The organism is Asticcacaulis sp. (genome assembly GCF_020217185.1).
Lineage (GTDB): Bacteria > Pseudomonadota > Alphaproteobacteria > Caulobacterales > Caulobacteraceae > Asticcacaulis.
Map to the genome: position 1 here is coordinate 1 of NZ_JAIWNX010000280.1, position 17417 is coordinate 17417.

Here is a 17417-nt window from a genome sequence, read left to right on the forward strand (position 1 = left end):
GGACCGCGCGCCCTCCATCACCTATCTGGATCGCTCCGGCGCGCTGGTAGCTGTGCGCGGTTCGCAGTTTGCGCCGCCGGTCGATATCGACGAATTGCCGGACTATGTGCCCGCGGCCTTTATCGCCATCGAAGACCGCCGCTTCTATCACCATTTTGGCTTTGACCCCATCGGGGTCGGCCGCGCCCTGATCCGCAATGCCACACGCAAGGAAGGTGCCAATCTGGCTGGTGGTTCGACCATCACGCAGCAGTTGGCGCGCAACCTCTTCCTCTCCAACGACCAGAATGTGAAGCGCAAGGTGCAGGAACTGATCCTGTCCGTGTGGCTGGAGATGAAGTTCACCAAGAAGCAGATCCTGGCCCTCTACCTTAACCGCGTGTGGTTCGGCGGCGGGGCGACCGGCATCGAAGCGGCCGCTCAGCGTTATTTCAACAAACCGGCCAAGGACCTGACCATCGGCGAAGCGGCCATGCTGGCTGGCATGATGAAGGGCCCGTCGCGCTATTCACCGCTGTCGGACAAGGACCGCGCCATTCGCCGCACCGAGATCGTGCTGAACGAAATGGTGGAGGCCAAGGTCATCACGCCGGAACAGCGCGCCGACGTATTCAAGACCGGCATCAAGGTGTCGCGCACGCTCGCCACCGAACACGCGCAATATTACGTCGATTGGCTGCAATCGGAGATCGGTCAGATGATCGACCTCAGCCAGCTCAAGGACGATATCATCGTTGAAACCACGCTCGACCTGCCGATCCAGACCGACGCTGAACGCGCCGTCAAGGCGATGATGGAGCGCGACGTCAAGAAGAAGGTGGAGCAGGCGGCGCTGGTCTCTATCGACGGCGAAGGCCGCGTGCGCGCCCTTATCGGCGGCGTCTCCTATTCCGACAGCCAGTTCAACCGCGCCATCGACGCCAAGCGTCAGGCGGGTTCGGCCTTCAAACCCTTCGTCTATCTGACGGCCATGGAAAGTGGTCAGTTCCGCCCCGATACGCCTGTGGTGGATGAGCCCGTCACCATCGACGGCTGGACCCCCGCCAACTACACCAACAAATATCTGGGCGACATCACCCTGACCACGGCGCTGGCGCAGTCGATCAACACGGTCGCCGCGCGTCTGGCCGATCAGGTGGGGCGCTCCAATGTGGCCGCGACCGCACGCCGTCTGGGCATCACCTCCAAGATCAATACCGATCCGGCCATGGCGCTCGGCACCGCCGATGTGACGCCGCTGGAAATGGCGCGCGCCTATGTGCCCTTCTCCAACGGCGGCTATAAGGTCGCGCCCTATGGCATCGTGCGTATCCGCACCACCAAAGGCAAGGTCCTGTATCAGCATAGCGCGGCGGACAGCCGGGCCCTGGTGATCAACAACCCGGCGCTCGGCTATATGAACCAGATGATGCGCGAAGTGGTGCGCTCAGGTACGGGTTCGGGTGTTCGCCTGTCACAGTTTGATATTGCCGGTAAGACGGGCACGACTTCGGATTACCGCGATGCGTGGTTCGTCGGCTATACGGGGGGCTTCACCACCGCCGTCTGGGTGGGGCGCGACAACAATTCACAAATGGCCAAGGTGACCGGTGGCGGTACGCCGGCGGCCATCTGGCGTGAATACATGTCGCGCGCCCTGACGCGTATCAAGGTTTCGACCATTCCCACCGGGACGGGTACGCTCGATACGGGGGCGACCACAGCCGTCGATGACTTGCTCGGCACAGCGACCAGCGCCGAGGCCCCGACGGTGACCATCGAACCGGCGCAACCGGCAAAGTCGGAAACCCCGCAAACGCTCGACGAAGTGTTTGAAGACGCCCAAAAGGACTCCCAGAAGCGTAATCCCTAGATCATTATGATTTCTGGTAGAAACATAATGATCCAGATTTTTGTTTAGCCCCTCGCCGGGCGGTGGCTCCGCCACCTTGGCCGCCGCCTCAATGGCGGCTTGAGCGGAATGATTCCATTTGAAATCATTCCGCTCTAAACACCTGACGCTGACCAAACAACGCCCGAAAACGCTCAAGGGTTAACGGTTTTCAAATACCGTTAACCCTTTTGCTTTTGCCCTATGGTTTTCAACTGTGGAAGACCGCTTTTTCCTGCAAATTTGTCATAAATACCCGCCGCTGTTCAGAGGTTGTTTAACCTTTGACCGCAGAATCCTGGATGTCACAGGTCATAGCCTGTTGGAATCATTAAGGTTTGGGTAAGGATCAATGAAAGCGGCTCTGGGCCTAGGATCGGCGCAATTCGGATGCGACTACGGCATCTCGAACCTGCGCGGCCGCGTGTCCGAAGACGAGGTCCGCCAGATCCTGCAATACGCGGCCCAGTGCGGCCTGAAGGCCATCGACGTCGCCCCCTATGAAGGCGATGTCGAACGCATACTCGGCCGTTGCTGGCCCTTCCCCTCACCGTTCAAGCCGCAAATCCGCAGCGTCCGCGCCGAAAGAGGGCTCGACTGGGTCGAATCCCGCCTTAAGCGTTCGGTCGAGCATATGGGTCTGGCCCGCGTCGGCGTCGGCATGATCGACGATGCGGCCGACCTGATGGGCCCCCAAGGCGATGCCCTGTGGGCGCGTATGGAAAAGCTGAAGGCCGACGGCCTGTTTTCCCGCATCGGTATTTCGGCGCGTTACGAAGATTCACCCGTGGCCCTGGCCAAGCGCTTCAAGCCCGACCTTATTCAGGTGCCGACCTCAATCCTCGATCAGCGACTGGTGCGTGAAGGCGCTCTGGAAGCGCTGGCCGGCATGGGCATCGAGGTGCAGGTACGCTCGGTCTTCCTTCAGGGCCTGTTGTTCACGCCGCGCGAAGCCCTGCCTGCCAATCTGCAACCGCTGGGCCCGCAATTGTCGCGCATCCGTCGCCACCTGCTGGAAACCGCGACCGACCCCTTGCACGCGGCCCTGAGCTACGCCCTGAACCTCAAGGGCGTGTCTTCGGTGATCGTCGGCGTTACCTCAGCCGCCGAACTGCGCGCCGTCATTGCCGCCTCAGATCGGCCACGCCCGGACCTCGCCTGGCACGCCTTTGCCATCGAAGACCCGATCGCGCTCAACCCGGCGCTCTGGCACGCCGACCTCAGCGACGACCCACGCCTGCGCGAACGCCGCTCGGTCATCTGCGCCGCTTAAAGCCTGCCAAGGCTCTGGCTTCGAAATAAGAACATCCGTCCGTGTGCCGAAAAACAAAGGGCTCAGCGCCTCTTTTCGTGTTTTTCGTGGCTAAAATAATCTACACAGGCAGGTACACTTTCATGCTGGATCGTTTATGCCCGAACTGCCCGAAGTCGAAACCGTCCGGCGCGGCCTGACGCCTGCGCTGGAGCACGCGCGGCTGAGCGGCCTGCGCCTGCATCGGTCCAATCTGCGCTATGCCTTCCCGGAGCGCTTTGCCGAGCAACTGGAAGGGGCCGAAATCCTGCGGCTGGAGCGCCGCGCCAAATACCTGCTGTTCCACCTCGACACGCAGGCTGTATGGGTCACCCACCTTGGCATGACCGGACGATTTCAGGTCACTGACATCGACGGGCAAAGCCTAGAGCGGAATGATTTCTACAGGAATCATTCCGCTCAAGCCGCCATTGAGGCGGCGGCCAAGGTGGCGCAAGCCACCGCCCGGCGAGGGGCTAAACAAAAGCTGGATGGCAACTATTACCACGCGGTGCGGCCTGATCCCAAACACCTGCACGTTCAGGTGCTGGCCACCAAAGGCGGCGTGACGCGCCTGATCGACTTCTATGACCCGCGCCGCTTCGGCTTCATGCTGTTATTGCGCCCTGACGAACTTTACGCGCAAGGCTGGTACAAGGGGCTGGGCCTCGAACCCCTGTCCGACGCCCTGAACGCCGACGCCTTGCACGCCCTGTTCAGCCCCCGCCGCACACCGCTGAAAAGCCTGCTGATGGATCAGACGCTGATTTCGGGGTTGGGCAATATCTATGTCTGTGAGGCCCTGTGGCGGGCCGCCCTGTCGCCCGACCTGCCCAGCGACAGGCTGAGCCACACCAAGGCGGCTGAGCTGACCCTGGCCGTGCGTGAGGTGCTGGAAGAGGCCGTGGCGGCGGGCGGCTCCTCGATCAGCGATTTCGCCTCCGCTTCCGGCGAGCTGGGCTATTTTCAGCACCGCTTCCGCGTCTATGATCGCGAGGATGAGCCCTGCCTGCGGCCCGGTTGCGGGGGCACCATTGCCCGCAAAACCCATTCTGGGCGCTCGACTTTTTATTGTCCGGCGTGCCAGAAAGGTTAAGGAGATCGGATGAGGCGAAAAAAGAGTCGTTCTGTGGATGATTCTTGCCCCGAAAGCGTTGACCTGCCTGCGCCCTTCGGTTATATCCCGCCCCCTTGAAATTCGTGTCGCGGCCCCCTTTAGAAGGCTGGCGCCGCGGCTCCCTTAACTTATCGTCCCCTGAGGTGATGAATGGCAAATAATCCCGGCGCCAAGAAAGCGATCCGCAAGATCGCCCGCCGTACCGAAGTCAACAAGGCGCGCCGTTCGCGCGTCCGTACCTACGTGCGCAAGTTCGAAGAAGCTCTGGCCGCTGGCGATGCCGCCGTTGCCAAGACCGCCTTCATCGAAGCGCAATCCGAACTGATGCGCGCCGTGTCGAAGGGCGTGGTGCACAAGAATACCGGCGCCCGCAAGGTGTCGCGTCTGGCCGCCGCTCTCAAGAAGCTGGCTGCCTAATTTCCTTTTCCTGATTACAACAAGCATCAGGCACAGAGCAATCCGCTCCGTGCGCTGATGTTTGTTGTCTTTGGGACTGTGATGAGTCCGGACGATCTTGCTGAGCGTCCGCGCTTTGGTTTTCCTAAATCTTTCAATGACCTGACATCTTTGCCACCTTGTGGTGAAGCGTCTTTTTGCGCGTAAAAGTTTTTTAACCCCTGCGTCAAAATGACAACGTCTTAACGGTTCGTAAATTTCTCCTTACCGGGGAAGACGTTATCAGAGTCAACAGAAATATCAGCGCTGGTCAGCAAATATCCTCGTTGACCTGACCGCCGGGAAAGCTAAGGTGAACCCATCTCGCCTTTCCATCCCAATACGGATGAAACGGTGGTGCCGGGCAATGCCTTGCACCAAACGAGAGTCTGTTGCCAAAATTTCACAAAACCAATGACTTAGGTTTTGCCGGAATGCGGATCAGATCGGGGGTGGACACAGCCTGACACTGGTTAAGGTGTGAACGCCAAGGGTTTTTGTAACCGGAGGCGGCTCTCCCTCTTCGGGTGTCAGGGGCTCTCTCAGAGCCTGTGTCAGCCCGTCTGAAGCCGTCGCCGCATAGCGTAAGAGTTGGGGAAAAATGATCGGGGCTTTGATAACATGCCAGGCGTAAACAACTGGTCGCCGATCCAGCCTGAAATGGTATGGACTAAAGTCGCATCCGCGCTTCGTCATGAACTGGGTGAGGGGCCGTACAACTCCTACGTCGCGCCGTCGGCGCTGCGACAGAACCCGCTGGGCGACCCGGTGCTGGTGACGCCGACGCTCTATGCCCGCGACTGGTTCGCCCGCAATGCCCTGCGCCGCGCTAACGAGCTGTGGGCGCAACACGATCCGGACCACCGTTCGCTGGAGCTGAAATCGCGCGCTGAATTCGATGATCAGTCGAAGGCCGCCCCCGTGACACCGGTAACCCGCGTGGATAGCGCCGAAAGTGCGCCCCCGCCCTCCGCCATGGCCCCTGTGGTCAATTTTCACGACGCCGCGGCCCGCGTGGCCGGTCTTCAGGAACGCCTGACGTTCGAGACCTTTGTGCCCGGTCGTGGCAATGAATTCGCCTATACCATGTCGCGTCAGGTGGCCACCTGGGCGGATGGGCACTTTAACCCGGTCTTCTTCCACGGCCCTTACGGCTATGGGAAAACGCACCTTCTGAACGCCATCGCCTGGGAGGCGAAGGCCCGCCGTCAGGACGCGAAGGTCGTCTATCTGACCGCGGAAAAGTTCACCTCGACCTTTGTGAAATCGCTTCAGGACCGCTCCACCGCAGCCTTCAAGGATGAGTTGCGCAGCGCCGACCTGCTTCTGATCGACGATGTGCACTTTATCGGCGGCAAGACCTCTTCGCAGGAGGAGCTGTTTCACACCTTGACCGCGCTGCTGGAAAACAATAAGCGCGTGGTGTTCACGGCGGACCGCCCGCCGTCGCACCTCAACGAAATCGAAGCGCGTCTCAGATCGCACCTGTCCTCCGGACTGGTTTGCGCTCTGGATGTCGCCGATCAAAGCCTGAGAATGGGCATTATCGAGCGCAAGCTCGATCAACTCGCTAAGCGTCTGGGTGTCGCCCAGAAGCCGCAACATGATGTACTGCAATTTTTAGCAGATCGCGTACCGGGTTCTATCCGAGAGCTGGAAGGGGCCGTTAATACCCTGGCCGCTTCGGCCGGTGCGCGTCTGGGGAGTTTGACTTTGGACGAAGCTATGGCCTTGCTGCAACCCAACCTGAAGGTATCGGCTGAGCGCCGCGTGACGGTCGATGAAATCCAGAAGCTGACGGCGGATCACTTCGCCCTTAAGCAGGCGGACCTTCTGTCGGAGCGCCGCACGCGCTCGGTCGCCCGCCCGCGTCAGGTGGCGATGTGGCTGTGCAAGCAGCACACGACGCGTTCCTATCCGGACATCGGCCGCCGTTTCGGCGGGCGTGACCACACCACGGTTCTGCACGCCGTGAAGAAGGTTGAGGAGCTGCTGCAAAGCGACGAACAGATCGCCAAGGACGTGGAAGCGCTGACCCGCAAACTGCGTGGCTGATTAACCGGTTTAACCGGTTGACGCCGCTTAATAAACATTTAAGGTCTTGCGAAGCGCCGGGGCAACTGCCCCGGCCTTTTGCTCTATACCTACACGGCCGCAAAGGCTGGCTAATGATTCGGCCAATAATTCTGGCCAATAGCTCTGGGATGCCAAGATGCAGCTAATCATTGAACGTGGCGCACTCCTGAAGGCACTGGGCCACGTCCAGAACGTGGTGGAACGCCGCAACACCATCCCCATACTGTCGAACGTGCTCCTCTCGGCCGAAGGGTCTCAGGTGTCGTTCTCGGCGACCGATCTCGATATGGAGATCGTGGATTCGGCCGAAGCCATCGTTGCCGTGCCGGGTCAGATCACCGCACCGGCCCACACCCTCTACGAAATCGTGCGCAAGCTGCCCGACGGGGCCGATGTTGAACTGCGCTATCAGGCCGGTGACGATCCGCGCCTGTCGGTTCAGGCCGGGCGGTCGCGCTTCGCCCTGCCCGTCCTGCCCGCGGGCGACTTCCCGGTCATGTCGGGCGACCACGACGGCACGACCTATGCGCTGCTGAAAGAAGACTTGAAGCGCCTGATCGACAAGACGCGCTTTGCCGTGTCGACAGAAGAAACGCGCTACTATCTCAACGGCCTGTTCCTGCACACCCTGACCGAGGACGGTTCGGGCTATCTGCGCGCTGTGGCCACCGATGGTCACCGTCTGGCGCTCGCCGAAATGCCGGCGCCGGACGGCTCGATGGGCAGCGCCGGGGTCATCATCCCGCGCAAGACGATTGATCAGGCCCGCCGCCTGCTGGACGACGGCACGGGCTATGTCGAACTGACGGTCTCGCCCGCCAAGATCCGCTTTAACTTCGGCACCGCCGCCCTGACGTCGAAAATCATCGACGGCTCCTTCCCGGACTACGGCCGCGTGATTCCGAAGAACAACGACAAGCTGATGCGTATCGACACGGGCATCCTGTCGCGCGCCGTCGATCGCGTTTCGACCATCTCAGCGGAAAAGAGCCGCTCGGTGAAGATGGCGATCGAGCCGGGCCGTCTGACGCTCACCGTGCGCAATATCGAAGCCGGTCAGGCCGTCGAAGAAGCGGAAATCGACTACGATTCCGACGCGCTCGAAATTGGCTTCAATGCCCGCTACATCCTCGACGTGATGGGTCAGATTGCCGGTGAACAGGTCGAACTGCGGCTCAATGACGCGGCGTCTCCGACCCTGGTCCTCGATACCGCCGATCAGGGCGTCCAGTACGTGCTGATGCCGCTACGGGTATAGGCTCAATTCTTCGCCCCGCTCACATCTTGGCAATGAGAGAAATGGTCAGATCGAAACCCGGGGTTACCGTGTGTTTCGATCTGACTTTTTCGTTTAAAGGGCGCACATGAAAACCCGCCTTCACGCCCTGAGCCTGACTGATTTTCGCGGCTATGACCGGCTTGATGTCGATCTGGCCGGGCGGTCGCTGTATCTGTTCGGGCCGAATGGTGCGGGTAAGACCAATTTTCTCGAAGCGATCAGTGTCCTCAACCCCGGCCGGGGCCTGCGCGGGGCCGCTGTCAGCGATCTGGGCCGTCGCCTGCCACAGGAGGCCAAGGGGCGCGCCTGGGGCGTGTCGGTTGAGCTGAAAAGCGCCGAGGACGACATCCGCATCGGTACGGGGTCCGACCCACGCAGTCTTGAAAAGCGTCTGGTGCGCATCGACCAGCAGACCGTCCCGGCGGGCCGCCTGCTCGACCACATTCGCCTGGTTTGGCTGACCCCGGCTCAGGACCGTATCTTTCTTGAGGCGCGTGCCGAGCGTTTGCGGTTTTTCGACCGGCTGGTCTTCGCCGCCACGCCTTCACACGCCACGACGGTGAGCGCCTATGAAAAGGCCCTGCGTGAGCGCCTGAAACTGCTGGTGCAGGGGCCCGCTGACGCCGTATGGCTCGATGCGCTGGAGGAGCGGCTGGCGGAGGCGGGTAGTGCAATGATTGCGGCCCGCCGGGCCGCCTTAAGCGATCTTCAGGCCGAGATCGAAGCGCACGAAAGCGCCTTCCCCAAGGCCGATCTGGGGCTGATCAACGAAGCGTCAGACGCCCGCGAACCCGAGGCCCTGAACAGCGCCTTGCGGGAAGGATTTGCCCGCGCCCGGGCCCGTGATTCGGCGGCGGGACGCTCGCTTTTCGGGCCACATCGCACCGATCTCAGCGTCTTTCACCGCGAAAAGGACCGTCCGGCGGCGGACTGTTCCACGGGGGAGCAAAAAGCCCTCGTTCTGAACCTGATTTTGGCGCAAGGGTCGAGACTTTCGCGTGTCAAAAGCGCACCGAATCCTGTAGTGTTACTTGACGAAGTCGCAGCCCACCTCGACCCGATTCGCCGGGCGGCGCTGTTTGATGAAACCGATCGTCTGGGCCTGCAAACCCTGTTTACAGGCACGGACGAAAGCCTCTTCGACGGATTGTCCGGGCGCGCGCTTGGGGTTCGTGTCGAAGGGGGCCAATGGGTAGAATTTAGGGACTAGGCATGGCCGAAAACGAAGAGCATCCGGAAATCGTCGAAAACGCCTATGGCGCGGATTCGATCAAGGTTCTCAAAGGGCTGGATGCGGTGCGTAAGCGCCCCGGCATGTATATCGGCGATACGGATGACGGGTCGGGCCTGCACCACATGGTCTATGAAGTCGTCGATAACGCCATCGACGAAGCGCTGGCCGGTCACGCGACGCGCGTGGAAGTGATCCTCAATGCCGATGGGTCCTGCTCGGTGTCCGACGACGGACGCGGGATGCCGGTCGATATTCACGCCGAAGAGGGTGTGTCGGCGGCCGAAGTCATCATGACGCAGCTTCACGCCGGTGGCAAGTTCGACCAGAACAGCTATAAGGTCTCCGGCGGCCTGCACGGCGTCGGCGTCTCGGTCGTCAACGCCCTCTCCGACTATGTTGAGCTGAAAATCTTCCGGAATGGCAAGACGCACGAGGCGCGCTTTGAGCTGGGCGAAACCGTGCGTTCGGTGGAAGTCACCGGCGACGCGCCGCTGCGCGAAAACGGCAACCCTCTGACCGGCACCATCGTCACCTTCCTGCCGTCACTGAAGACCGGCCCGGACGAAGGCACCTTCACCTTTATTGATTTCGACCGCAAGACGCTGGAACACCGCCTGCGTGAGCTGGCCTTCCTCAATTCCGGCGTCCATATCCGCTTCGCCGACCTGCGTGAGGCCGAGCCCTACGACATCATCCTGCATTACGAAGGCGGCATCGTCGAATTCGTCAAGCATCTGGATAAGTCGAAATCGCCCATCATCAAGGAGCCGATTGCGGCGCGCGGTCTGCGCGACAAGGTCGAGGTCGATCTGGCCCTGCAATGGAACGACAGCTATCACGAAACGATGCTGTGCTTCACCAACAACATCCCTCAGCGCGACGGCGGCACCCACCTGGCGGCCTTCCGTGGCGCCCTGACGCGGGTGATGTCGGCCTATATGGACTCCTCTGGCCTCGCCAAAAAGGAAAAGGTGTCGGTATCGGGCGAAGACGCCCGTGAAGGCCTGACCTGCGTGCTGTCGGTCAAGGTGCCGGACCCCAAATTCTCGTCGCAGACCAAGGACAAGCTGGTTTCTTCCGAAGTGCGTCCGGCCGTCGAAGGCATCGTCTTCGAGAAGCTGTCGCAGTGGTTTGAGGAAAACCCGGTCGAAGCCAAGCAGATCGTCTCCAAGATCATCGAGGCCGCCGCCGCCCGCGAAGCGGCGCGTAAGGCCCGCGAATTGACCCGCCGCAAATCGGCGCTCGACATCAACTCGCTGCCGGGCAAACTGGCCGACTGTCAGGAACGCGACCCGGCCAAGTCCGAACTGTTTATCGTCGAGGGTGACTCGGCCGGCGGCTCGGCCAAGCAGGGTCGTAACCGCGAAAATCAGGCCATCCTGCCCCTGCGCGGCAAGATTCTGAACGTTGAGCGCGCCCGTTTTGACAAGATGCTGTCATCGGAAATGATCGGCACCCTGATCACGGCGCTCGGCACCGGCATCGGGCGCGACGACTTCAATATCGAGAAGCTGCGCTACCACAAGATCATCATCATGACCGATGCGGACGTGGATGGTGCGCACATCCGTACCCTGCTTCTGACCTTCTTCTACCGTCAGATGCCGCAGATCATCGAAAACGGCTACCTCTATATCGCCCAGCCGCCGCTGTATAAGGTCGCCAAGGGCAAGTCGTCGCGCTATCTGAAGGACAATACCGAAATGGACGCCTTCCTGATCGAGGAAGGCACGTCTGAGGCGGTTCTGGAGCTGCGCACGGGTGAGCGTATCACCGCTCAGGACCTTGAGGCTCAGGTGCGCATCGCCAAGACCTTCAAGGGCAGTGTGGACCGTCTGGCCAGCCGCGCCCCGGCCTTCGCCATCGAACAGGCGGCTCTGGGGGGGCTGTTTGGTGACAAACCCGATCTGGCGCTGGTCGCCAAGCGTCTGGATCGCCTCAAAGAGGATGGCGACGGCGACTGGAGCGTCGAAGCCAATACGACCAGCCACGGCGGCTATGTCTTTACCCGCGTGCGTCGCGGCGTGTCGGAAAAGATCGTGCTGGATGACGGCCTGATCCATTCGCAGGATGCCCGCCGCCTCAATGAGCGGACGCTGGAACTGGGTGACCTGTTCACTGAGGTCTCGACCTTCCGCCGCAAGGACAAGGCCGCCGACATCCGCGGACCACTGGACCTCGTCGCCGCCGTTCTCGATGCCGGGCGCAAGGGACTGAGCATCCAGCGCTATAAGGGTCTGGGGGAAATGAACCCGGATCAGCTGTGGGAAACCACGCTGGATAAGGACGCCCGCACCCTGCTTCAGGTCAAGGTCAACCTGACCGATGAAGCCGACGACCTGTTCGTCAAGCTGATGGGCGATCTGGTCGAGCCGCGTCGTGAGTTCATTCAGGACAATGCGCTCGATGCTGAGGTAGATGCGTAAAGACAAGCAGGGGTTAGGCCCCGCCCCCTTGTCATGAGCAAGATCATTCACCTCGCCACGGCCGTTGTGGTCGATCCGCAGCGCAAGCGGGCGCTCGTCGTGCGCAAGCACGGCTCAGCGACCTTCATTCAGCCGGGCGGCAAGATAGACGCCGGTGAGACGGCCATCGAGGCTTTGCGCCGCGAATTACGCGAAGAAATCGGGCTGGAGATCAGAGAAGACGAAGCTGTCTATCTGGGTCATTTCACGGCTCCGGCTGTCCATGAAACCGGCTTTACCGTGGACTCGCAAGCCTTCTGGATCGAGACGGACAAACCCGTCTGTGCGGCATCAGAAATCGCAGTAATACAATGGATTGATCCGGCAGATGCGCCGAACCTGCCTTTGGCACCACTCTCAAAACAGCTCATGGCGTTAACCGTGGAACGGCTTAAGTAATGGGGCGTGGGGTCCGTGACCCCACAAAACCTGTGATCAAAGAAAAAGCCTCGCTCAGAAAAGCGAGGCTTTTTCTTTGATAGAAGATTCTGGGGCCGCAGGCCCCAGACCCCGTTACTTAAGAGGCTTACTTGGCGTCGCGCGCGTCGCGCTTGGCCGCCACACGCAGGCGCAGGGCGTTGAGCTTGATAAAGCCCGCCGCATCGCGGTGATCATAGGCGACCTTGCCCTCTTCAAAGGTTACCAAATCCTGATCATAGAGGCTGTAAGGGCTTTCGCGGCCGATGACCGTCACATTGCCCTTATAGAGCTTCACCGTCACGCGGCCCGTAACCTTGGCCTGCGAATAGTCGATGGCGGCCTGAAGCATTTCGCGCTCCGGCGAGAACCAGAAGCCGTTATAGACCAGCGAGGCGTATTTCGGCATCAGCTCGTCCTTCAGGTGCATGGCTCCGCGGTCCAGCGTGATCGATTCGATACCGCGGTGCGCCGCCAGCAGGATGGTGCCGCCGGGGGTTTCATAAACGCCGCGCGACTTCATGCCGACGAAGCGGTTTTCAACGAGGTCCAGACGACCGACGCCATTATCGTGACCCAACTGGTTCAGCCTGGTCAGCAGCGCCGCCGGAGACAGGGCTTCGCCATTGATGGCGACCGGATCGCCCTTTTCAAAGTCGATGGTGAAAACCTCGGCCTTGTCCGGCGCGGCTTCCGGGGAGATGGTGCGCTGATAGACGAACTCGGGGGCTTCGACCGCCGGGTCTTCCAGCACCTTACCTTCGGACGAAGAGTGCAGCAGGTTGGCATCGACCGAGAACGGCGCGTCACCGCGCTTGTCCTTGGCGATGGGGATCTGGTGCTGTTCAGCAAAGGCCAGCAGCGATTCGCGCGACGCAAAATCCCACTCACGCCACGGGGCAATGACGCGGATATCAGGCTCCAGGCCGTAATAGCCCAGTTCGAAACGCACCTGATCATTGCCCTTACCCGTCGCGCCGTGGCAGACGGCGTCGGCACCAACCTTGCGGGCAATTTCGATCTGCTTCTTGGCGATCAGCGGACGCGCGATCGACGTGCCCAGCAGGTATTGGCCTTCATAGACGGTGTTGGCGCGGAACATTGGGAAGACGAAATCGCGCACAAACTCTTCGCGCAGGTCTTCGATATAGATGTTTTCCGGCTTGATGCCGAGCAGTTCGGCCTTCTTGCGCGCCGGCTCCAGTTCCTCACCCTGACCGAGATCGGCGGTGAAGGTCACCACCTCGGCATTATATTCGGTCTGAAGCCACTTCAGGATGATCGAGGTGTCGAGGCCGCCCGAATAGGCGAGGACGACTTTCTTGACGGGCTTTTCAGTAGGGGAGGTCATGGGGCAACCACTCCGGTCAGGGGGTAAAAACAGTTGCTCGCGCCTTTAAGACCTGAGGGGGGCGGATGCAAGTTTGTTTGTCGTTCGCGGCAAACAAATTGCTCAGGTCAGGAAACGAAAAAAGTCTCACCGAGCGGGCCGGGAGACTTTTCGCGTTGTTGGAAGGGGGCACTTGGGGGAAAGCCTTTCCCCCCATGATTTAGACTGAGACCTGCGTCCCAAGCTCGACCACGCGCCCCGGCGGAATATGGAAGAACTCCGTCGGGTTGGTGGCGTTGCGCATCAGGAAGATGAACAGGCGATCTTGCCACAGGGGCATACCGGACGTCGCCGAGGCCACCACGCTGCGGCGGCCGAGGAAGAAGCTGGTGGCCATGATGTCGAACTTCAGGCCTTGCTTGCGGCAGATACCCATGGCCTTGGGCAGGTTGGGGCTTTCCATGAAGCCATAGTGCACCGTGACCCGTTTGAAGTCCTCATCCAGCTTTTCGATAGTGATGCGCTCGGACTCGTGCACGCGCGGGATGTTGCGCGTATCGACCGTCAGGATGATGTTCTTCTCATGCAAGATCTTATTGTGCTTGAGATTGTGCATCAGGGCCACAGGTGCCACTTCGGAGTCGGAGGTGAGGAAGATGGCCGTGCCCGGCACGCGGTGCGGCGGGCGGGCCTTCAACATGTCGATCAGGTCCGTCAGCAGGACGCTGTCGCGGCGGGACTTTTCAAACAGGATGCCCGATCCGCGCACCCAGGTCGCCATGATGGTGAACAGGCACGCCCCGATCAGCACCGGCAGCCAGCCGCCGGAGAAGAAGCGCAGCATGTTGGCGCTGAGGAAGGACAGGTCGAGGATCATGAAGGGTACGATGAAGGCCAGAACGCGCGGCCAACCCCACTTCCACATCTGACGCATAACGATGGCCGCCATCAGGGTGGTCACCACCATGGTCCCGGTCACAGCCAGACCGTAGGCGTGGGCCAGAGCCGAGGAGGTCTGGAAGGTGACCATCACCACGACCACGCCGACCAGCAGCATGGTGTTGAGCTGCGGGACGAAGATCTGACCTTCCTGCGTTTCCGACGTGCGCTTGACGTTCAGGCGCGGCAGGAGACCCAGTTGAATGGCCTGCTGTGTCAGCGAGAAGGCCCCGGTAATAACCGCCTGAGACGCCACGACCGTGGCCATACCCGCCAGCAGCACCAGCGGCAGGCGCAGGGCCAGTGGCGCCATTTCAAAGAACCAGTTGAGTTCCTCAAACGGACGACCCGCCGCCTGAGACGCATCCAGAACCGTCAGCGCCAGCGCCCCTTGCCCCAGATAGTTGAGAGTCAGACATGGCAGCACAAAGAACAGCCACGCCGCCTGAATAGGCCAGCGACCGAAATGGCCCATATCCGCCGTTAGGGCCTCGGCCCCGGTCACGGTCAGAAAGACCGCGCCCAGCACGATAAAGCCGGCCATGCCGTGCTCAGACAGAAATTTTACAGCATAGTAGGGATTGATAGAGGCCAGAATCTGCGGATTGGCGATAAACTGGCTGATACCCAGCACCGCCATGGACGCAAACCAGACGGCGCAGATGGGGCCAAACAGCAGACCAACCTTGGCCGTGCCGTGGCTTTGGAAGGCAAACAGGCCGATCAGCATGACCCCGGCAATCATCAGCACCAGTTCGTTCGAGATGCTGTTTTCCAGAGCCGGAATGGTACGCAGGCCTTCGACGGCCGACAGGACCGACATGGCCGGGGTAATCACTGCGTCACCATAGAATAGCGCGGCGCCGATGATGCCGAGCGTAAAGACGACCGCCGTGCGCTTGCCGATGGCTTGCTGCGCCAGCGCCATCAGCGACAAAACGCCGCCTTCGCCCTTGTTGTCGGCGCGCATGATGAAGCCGACATATTTGACCGTCACCACAAGGATCATCGCCCACAGGGCCAGCGATACGACACCGAGAATTTCGGGACGCGTCACGCCATCACCCGCCGCCGCGTGCAAGGCTTCCTTGAAGGCGTAGAGCGGCGAGGTGCCGATATCGCCAAAGACCACGCCGATGGACCCCAGAGCCAGCGCCCAGAAGCCCGCGTGTTTGGTGTGGCCTTCGGTGGTCTGCGGTTGTGAGGGTTTGTGCGCGGACGCGACGTCCGCTCCGGGCTTGTCGCCGGTGGAGACCGAAGCGTCCGGGGAGGGACTGGCTTCGGGAGGGGTATCCCCGATCATGCAATATCTCCTGAGAGACCACACAGGAGGGTCCTCGCTTGAACGGCGGGCCTCTTACGCCCATTTCTAGACAGATTCAATCCACATTGCATCAGGCCTCTGCTCAGGCACGCCGATTCCACTAGTATCGTGAATTTGAAGTTCGCATCATCTTTATATCCAGAGCTGTGCGAACTTCAAATTCAAAACGATACTAGATACAATAAGTTGCTAGTGTCCTGTTGAAACTGAAATTCGCCAGAGGTCGATATCAAGCGCACGCGAATTTCAGATTCAGGACACTAGGAATGGCAGTCAAATTATCGTAATTACAGAGAGATCATGTCCGACAGTCAGAGATTTCCCGTCGCCGCGCACACCCTGGCCTATCTGGCCCACAAAGGGGCCTATTCGCGCGAACAGGCGGTATCTTCGTCTGTGCTGGCGGCCTCTATCCCGACCAACCCGGTGGTTATCCGTCGCATGACCACGCAACTGGCCAAGGCCGGTCTGGTCGATACCTGCTCAGGTGTCTCCGGCGGCACGTGGTTGCTCAAACCCGCCGAAACCATCCCGCTGGATCAGGTGCTGCACGCCGTGCACGGTTGTGCCCATCTGGGCTCGGCCCCGCCGGGGGCCGATGGCTGCCCCGTCGGTCAGGCCATCCCCAAGGCGGTATCGGGCGCGATGAAGGCGGCCAATGCCGCCGCGACCGAAACCCTGTCGAAAATCACCGTCGCCGACCTTATCCGGAATATCTGATGCGTAGACTGGCCCTCATTACCGGCGCAACTTCGGGCATTGGCCTGGCCTTCGCCCGCGTCTATGCCAGCCACGGCTGGGACGTGGTGGTGACGGGCCGCCGTCAGGAGCGGCTGGAAAAGCTGGTCGAGGAAATCCGCCTGCGCTTCGGCGTCGAAGCCTATTTCGTCGTGGCCGACCTGTCCGAATCGGGCGCGCCGCAAAAGCTGATCGACTATGTAATGTCTCTGGGGCGCAAGGTCGATGGGCTGGTCAATAATGCCGGCTATGGCCTGCCCGAAGGCTTTATCGGCAATGCCTTTTCGTCGCACGAGGCCTTTTTGCGGGTACTGATGCACGCCCCGACCGAACTGGCCTATCTGGTCCTGCCCGGCATGATCGAACAGAAGTTCGGGCGCATCGTCAACGTGTCGTCTCTGGCCTCCTACCTGCCCGCCTCACCGGGCGACACCCTCTATGCCCCGGTCAAGGCCTATCTGACGCGCTTTTCGCAAGGCCTGCACCTTGAGGCGCGCGACCACGGCGTCCACGTCAGCGCCCTATGCCCCGGCTACACCTACTCAGAGTTCCACGACGTCACGGGCTCGCGAGAGCGCATCAGTCAGGCGACGCCGGAATGGATGTGGATGGGCGCTGATGAGGTGGCCCGCGAAGGCTATCAGGCCGCCGAAGCCAATCGCGCCATCTGCGTGCCAGGCGCGCCTAACAAGTTCCTGTCGGCGCTGTTGAAGATCATCCCCGACGACTGGGCGCTGGAGCTGATCTCCAACCACCTGCGCAAGATGGTGCGCTAGAGCGAAATGACTTTCAGTGGAAGCGCCATTTCGCTCTAGGCCGTAGACTCATAACGCTCTGATCCAGATGCGAGAGGCTAAAATCTTGACAGCGGCAAGGAAGTTGAGGGGATTTTTGTCATACCG

13 protein-coding genes are annotated in these 17417 nt (G+C 60.7%); 11 read left to right on the plus strand and 2 right to left on the minus strand.

Annotated features, from left to right (window positions below):
- The 9 genes from LDL37_RS14270 to LDL37_RS14310 form a co-directional block, all read left to right on the plus strand.
- Nucleotides 1–1852, plus strand: a 1852-nt coding sequence (locus LDL37_RS14270) for a PBP1A family penicillin-binding protein (protein ID WP_290799496.1), incomplete at its 5' end; no start/stop codon positions are given.
- A gap of 370 nt (nucleotides 1853–2222) precedes the next feature.
- The gene (locus LDL37_RS14275) at nucleotides 2223–3143 is read left to right on the plus strand and encodes an aldo/keto reductase (protein ID WP_126422276.1); all 921 of its coding nucleotides are present in this window, start codon (nucleotides 2223–2225) and stop codon (nucleotides 3141–3143) included.
- 136 nt (nucleotides 3144–3279) lie between these two features.
- The gene (gene mutM / locus LDL37_RS14280; RefSeq protein ID WP_290799497.1) at nucleotides 3280–4257 is read left to right on the plus strand and encodes a bifunctional DNA-formamidopyrimidine glycosylase/DNA-(apurinic or apyrimidinic site) lyase; all 978 of its coding nucleotides are present in this window, start codon (nucleotides 3280–3282) and stop codon (nucleotides 4255–4257) included.
- Nucleotides 4258–4428: 171 nt separating this feature from the next.
- Nucleotides 4429–4695 (plus strand): 30S ribosomal protein S20, encoded by a 267-nt coding sequence (gene rpsT / locus LDL37_RS14285; protein WP_013479861.1) that lies wholly within the window; start codon nucleotides 4429–4431, stop codon nucleotides 4693–4695.
- 639 nt (nucleotides 4696–5334) lie between these two features.
- Nucleotides 5335–6768 (plus strand): chromosomal replication initiator protein DnaA, encoded by a 1434-nt coding sequence (gene dnaA, locus LDL37_RS14290; protein ID WP_126422272.1) that lies wholly within the window; start codon nucleotides 5335–5337, stop codon nucleotides 6766–6768.
- Between the two features lie 157 nt (nucleotides 6769–6925).
- Complete coding sequence (dnaN, locus tag LDL37_RS14295) at nucleotides 6926–8047, plus strand: DNA polymerase III subunit beta (RefSeq protein ID WP_126422270.1); 1122 nt, start codon at nucleotides 6926–6928, stop codon at nucleotides 8045–8047.
- Nucleotides 8048–8153: 106 nt separating this feature from the next.
- Nucleotides 8154–9278: a DNA replication/repair protein RecF gene (gene recF, locus LDL37_RS14300; RefSeq protein WP_290799498.1), complete on the plus strand. Its 1125-nt coding sequence runs from the start codon at nucleotides 8154–8156 to the stop codon at nucleotides 9276–9278.
- A gap of 2 nt (nucleotides 9279–9280) precedes the next feature.
- Nucleotides 9281–11728 carry a DNA topoisomerase (ATP-hydrolyzing) subunit B gene (gyrB, locus tag LDL37_RS14305; RefSeq protein WP_290799499.1) on the plus strand — a complete coding sequence of 816 codons (2448 nt, stop codon included), beginning with the start codon at nucleotides 9281–9283 and terminating at the stop codon, nucleotides 11726–11728.
- A 33-nt stretch (nucleotides 11729–11761) separates the two neighbouring features.
- A complete protein-coding gene (locus tag LDL37_RS14310) occupies nucleotides 11762–12166 on the plus strand; it encodes an NUDIX domain-containing protein (protein WP_290799500.1) in 405 nt (134 codons plus the stop codon).
- A 127-nt stretch (nucleotides 12167–12293) separates the two neighbouring features.
- Here the strand turns inward: LDL37_RS14310 and LDL37_RS14315 are convergent, their stop codons facing one another.
- Both LDL37_RS14315 and LDL37_RS14320 read right to left on the minus strand, forming a co-directional pair.
- Entirely contained in the window at nucleotides 12294–13535 is a 1242-nt protein-coding gene (locus LDL37_RS14315; protein WP_126422257.1) for an argininosuccinate synthase, read from the minus strand.
- A 199-nt stretch (nucleotides 13536–13734) separates the two neighbouring features.
- On the minus strand, nucleotides 13735–15756 hold the full coding sequence (locus tag LDL37_RS14320; protein WP_290799501.1) for a potassium transporter Kup: 2022 nt from the start codon (nucleotides 15754–15756) through the stop codon (nucleotides 13735–13737).
- 321 nt (nucleotides 15757–16077) lie between these two features.
- Here LDL37_RS14320 and LDL37_RS14325 point away from each other — a divergent pair, with 321 nt between their 5' ends.
- A complete protein-coding gene (locus LDL37_RS14325; protein ID WP_013477548.1) occupies nucleotides 16078–16497 on the plus strand; it encodes an Rrf2 family transcriptional regulator in 420 nt (139 codons plus the stop codon).
- Entirely contained in the window at nucleotides 16494–17291 is a 798-nt protein-coding gene (locus LDL37_RS14330; RefSeq protein WP_290799502.1) for an SDR family oxidoreductase, read from the plus strand. Before LDL37_RS14325 ends, LDL37_RS14330 begins: the two co-directional genes overlap by 4 nt.
- The last annotated feature ends 126 nt before the right edge of the window (nucleotides 17292–17417 follow it).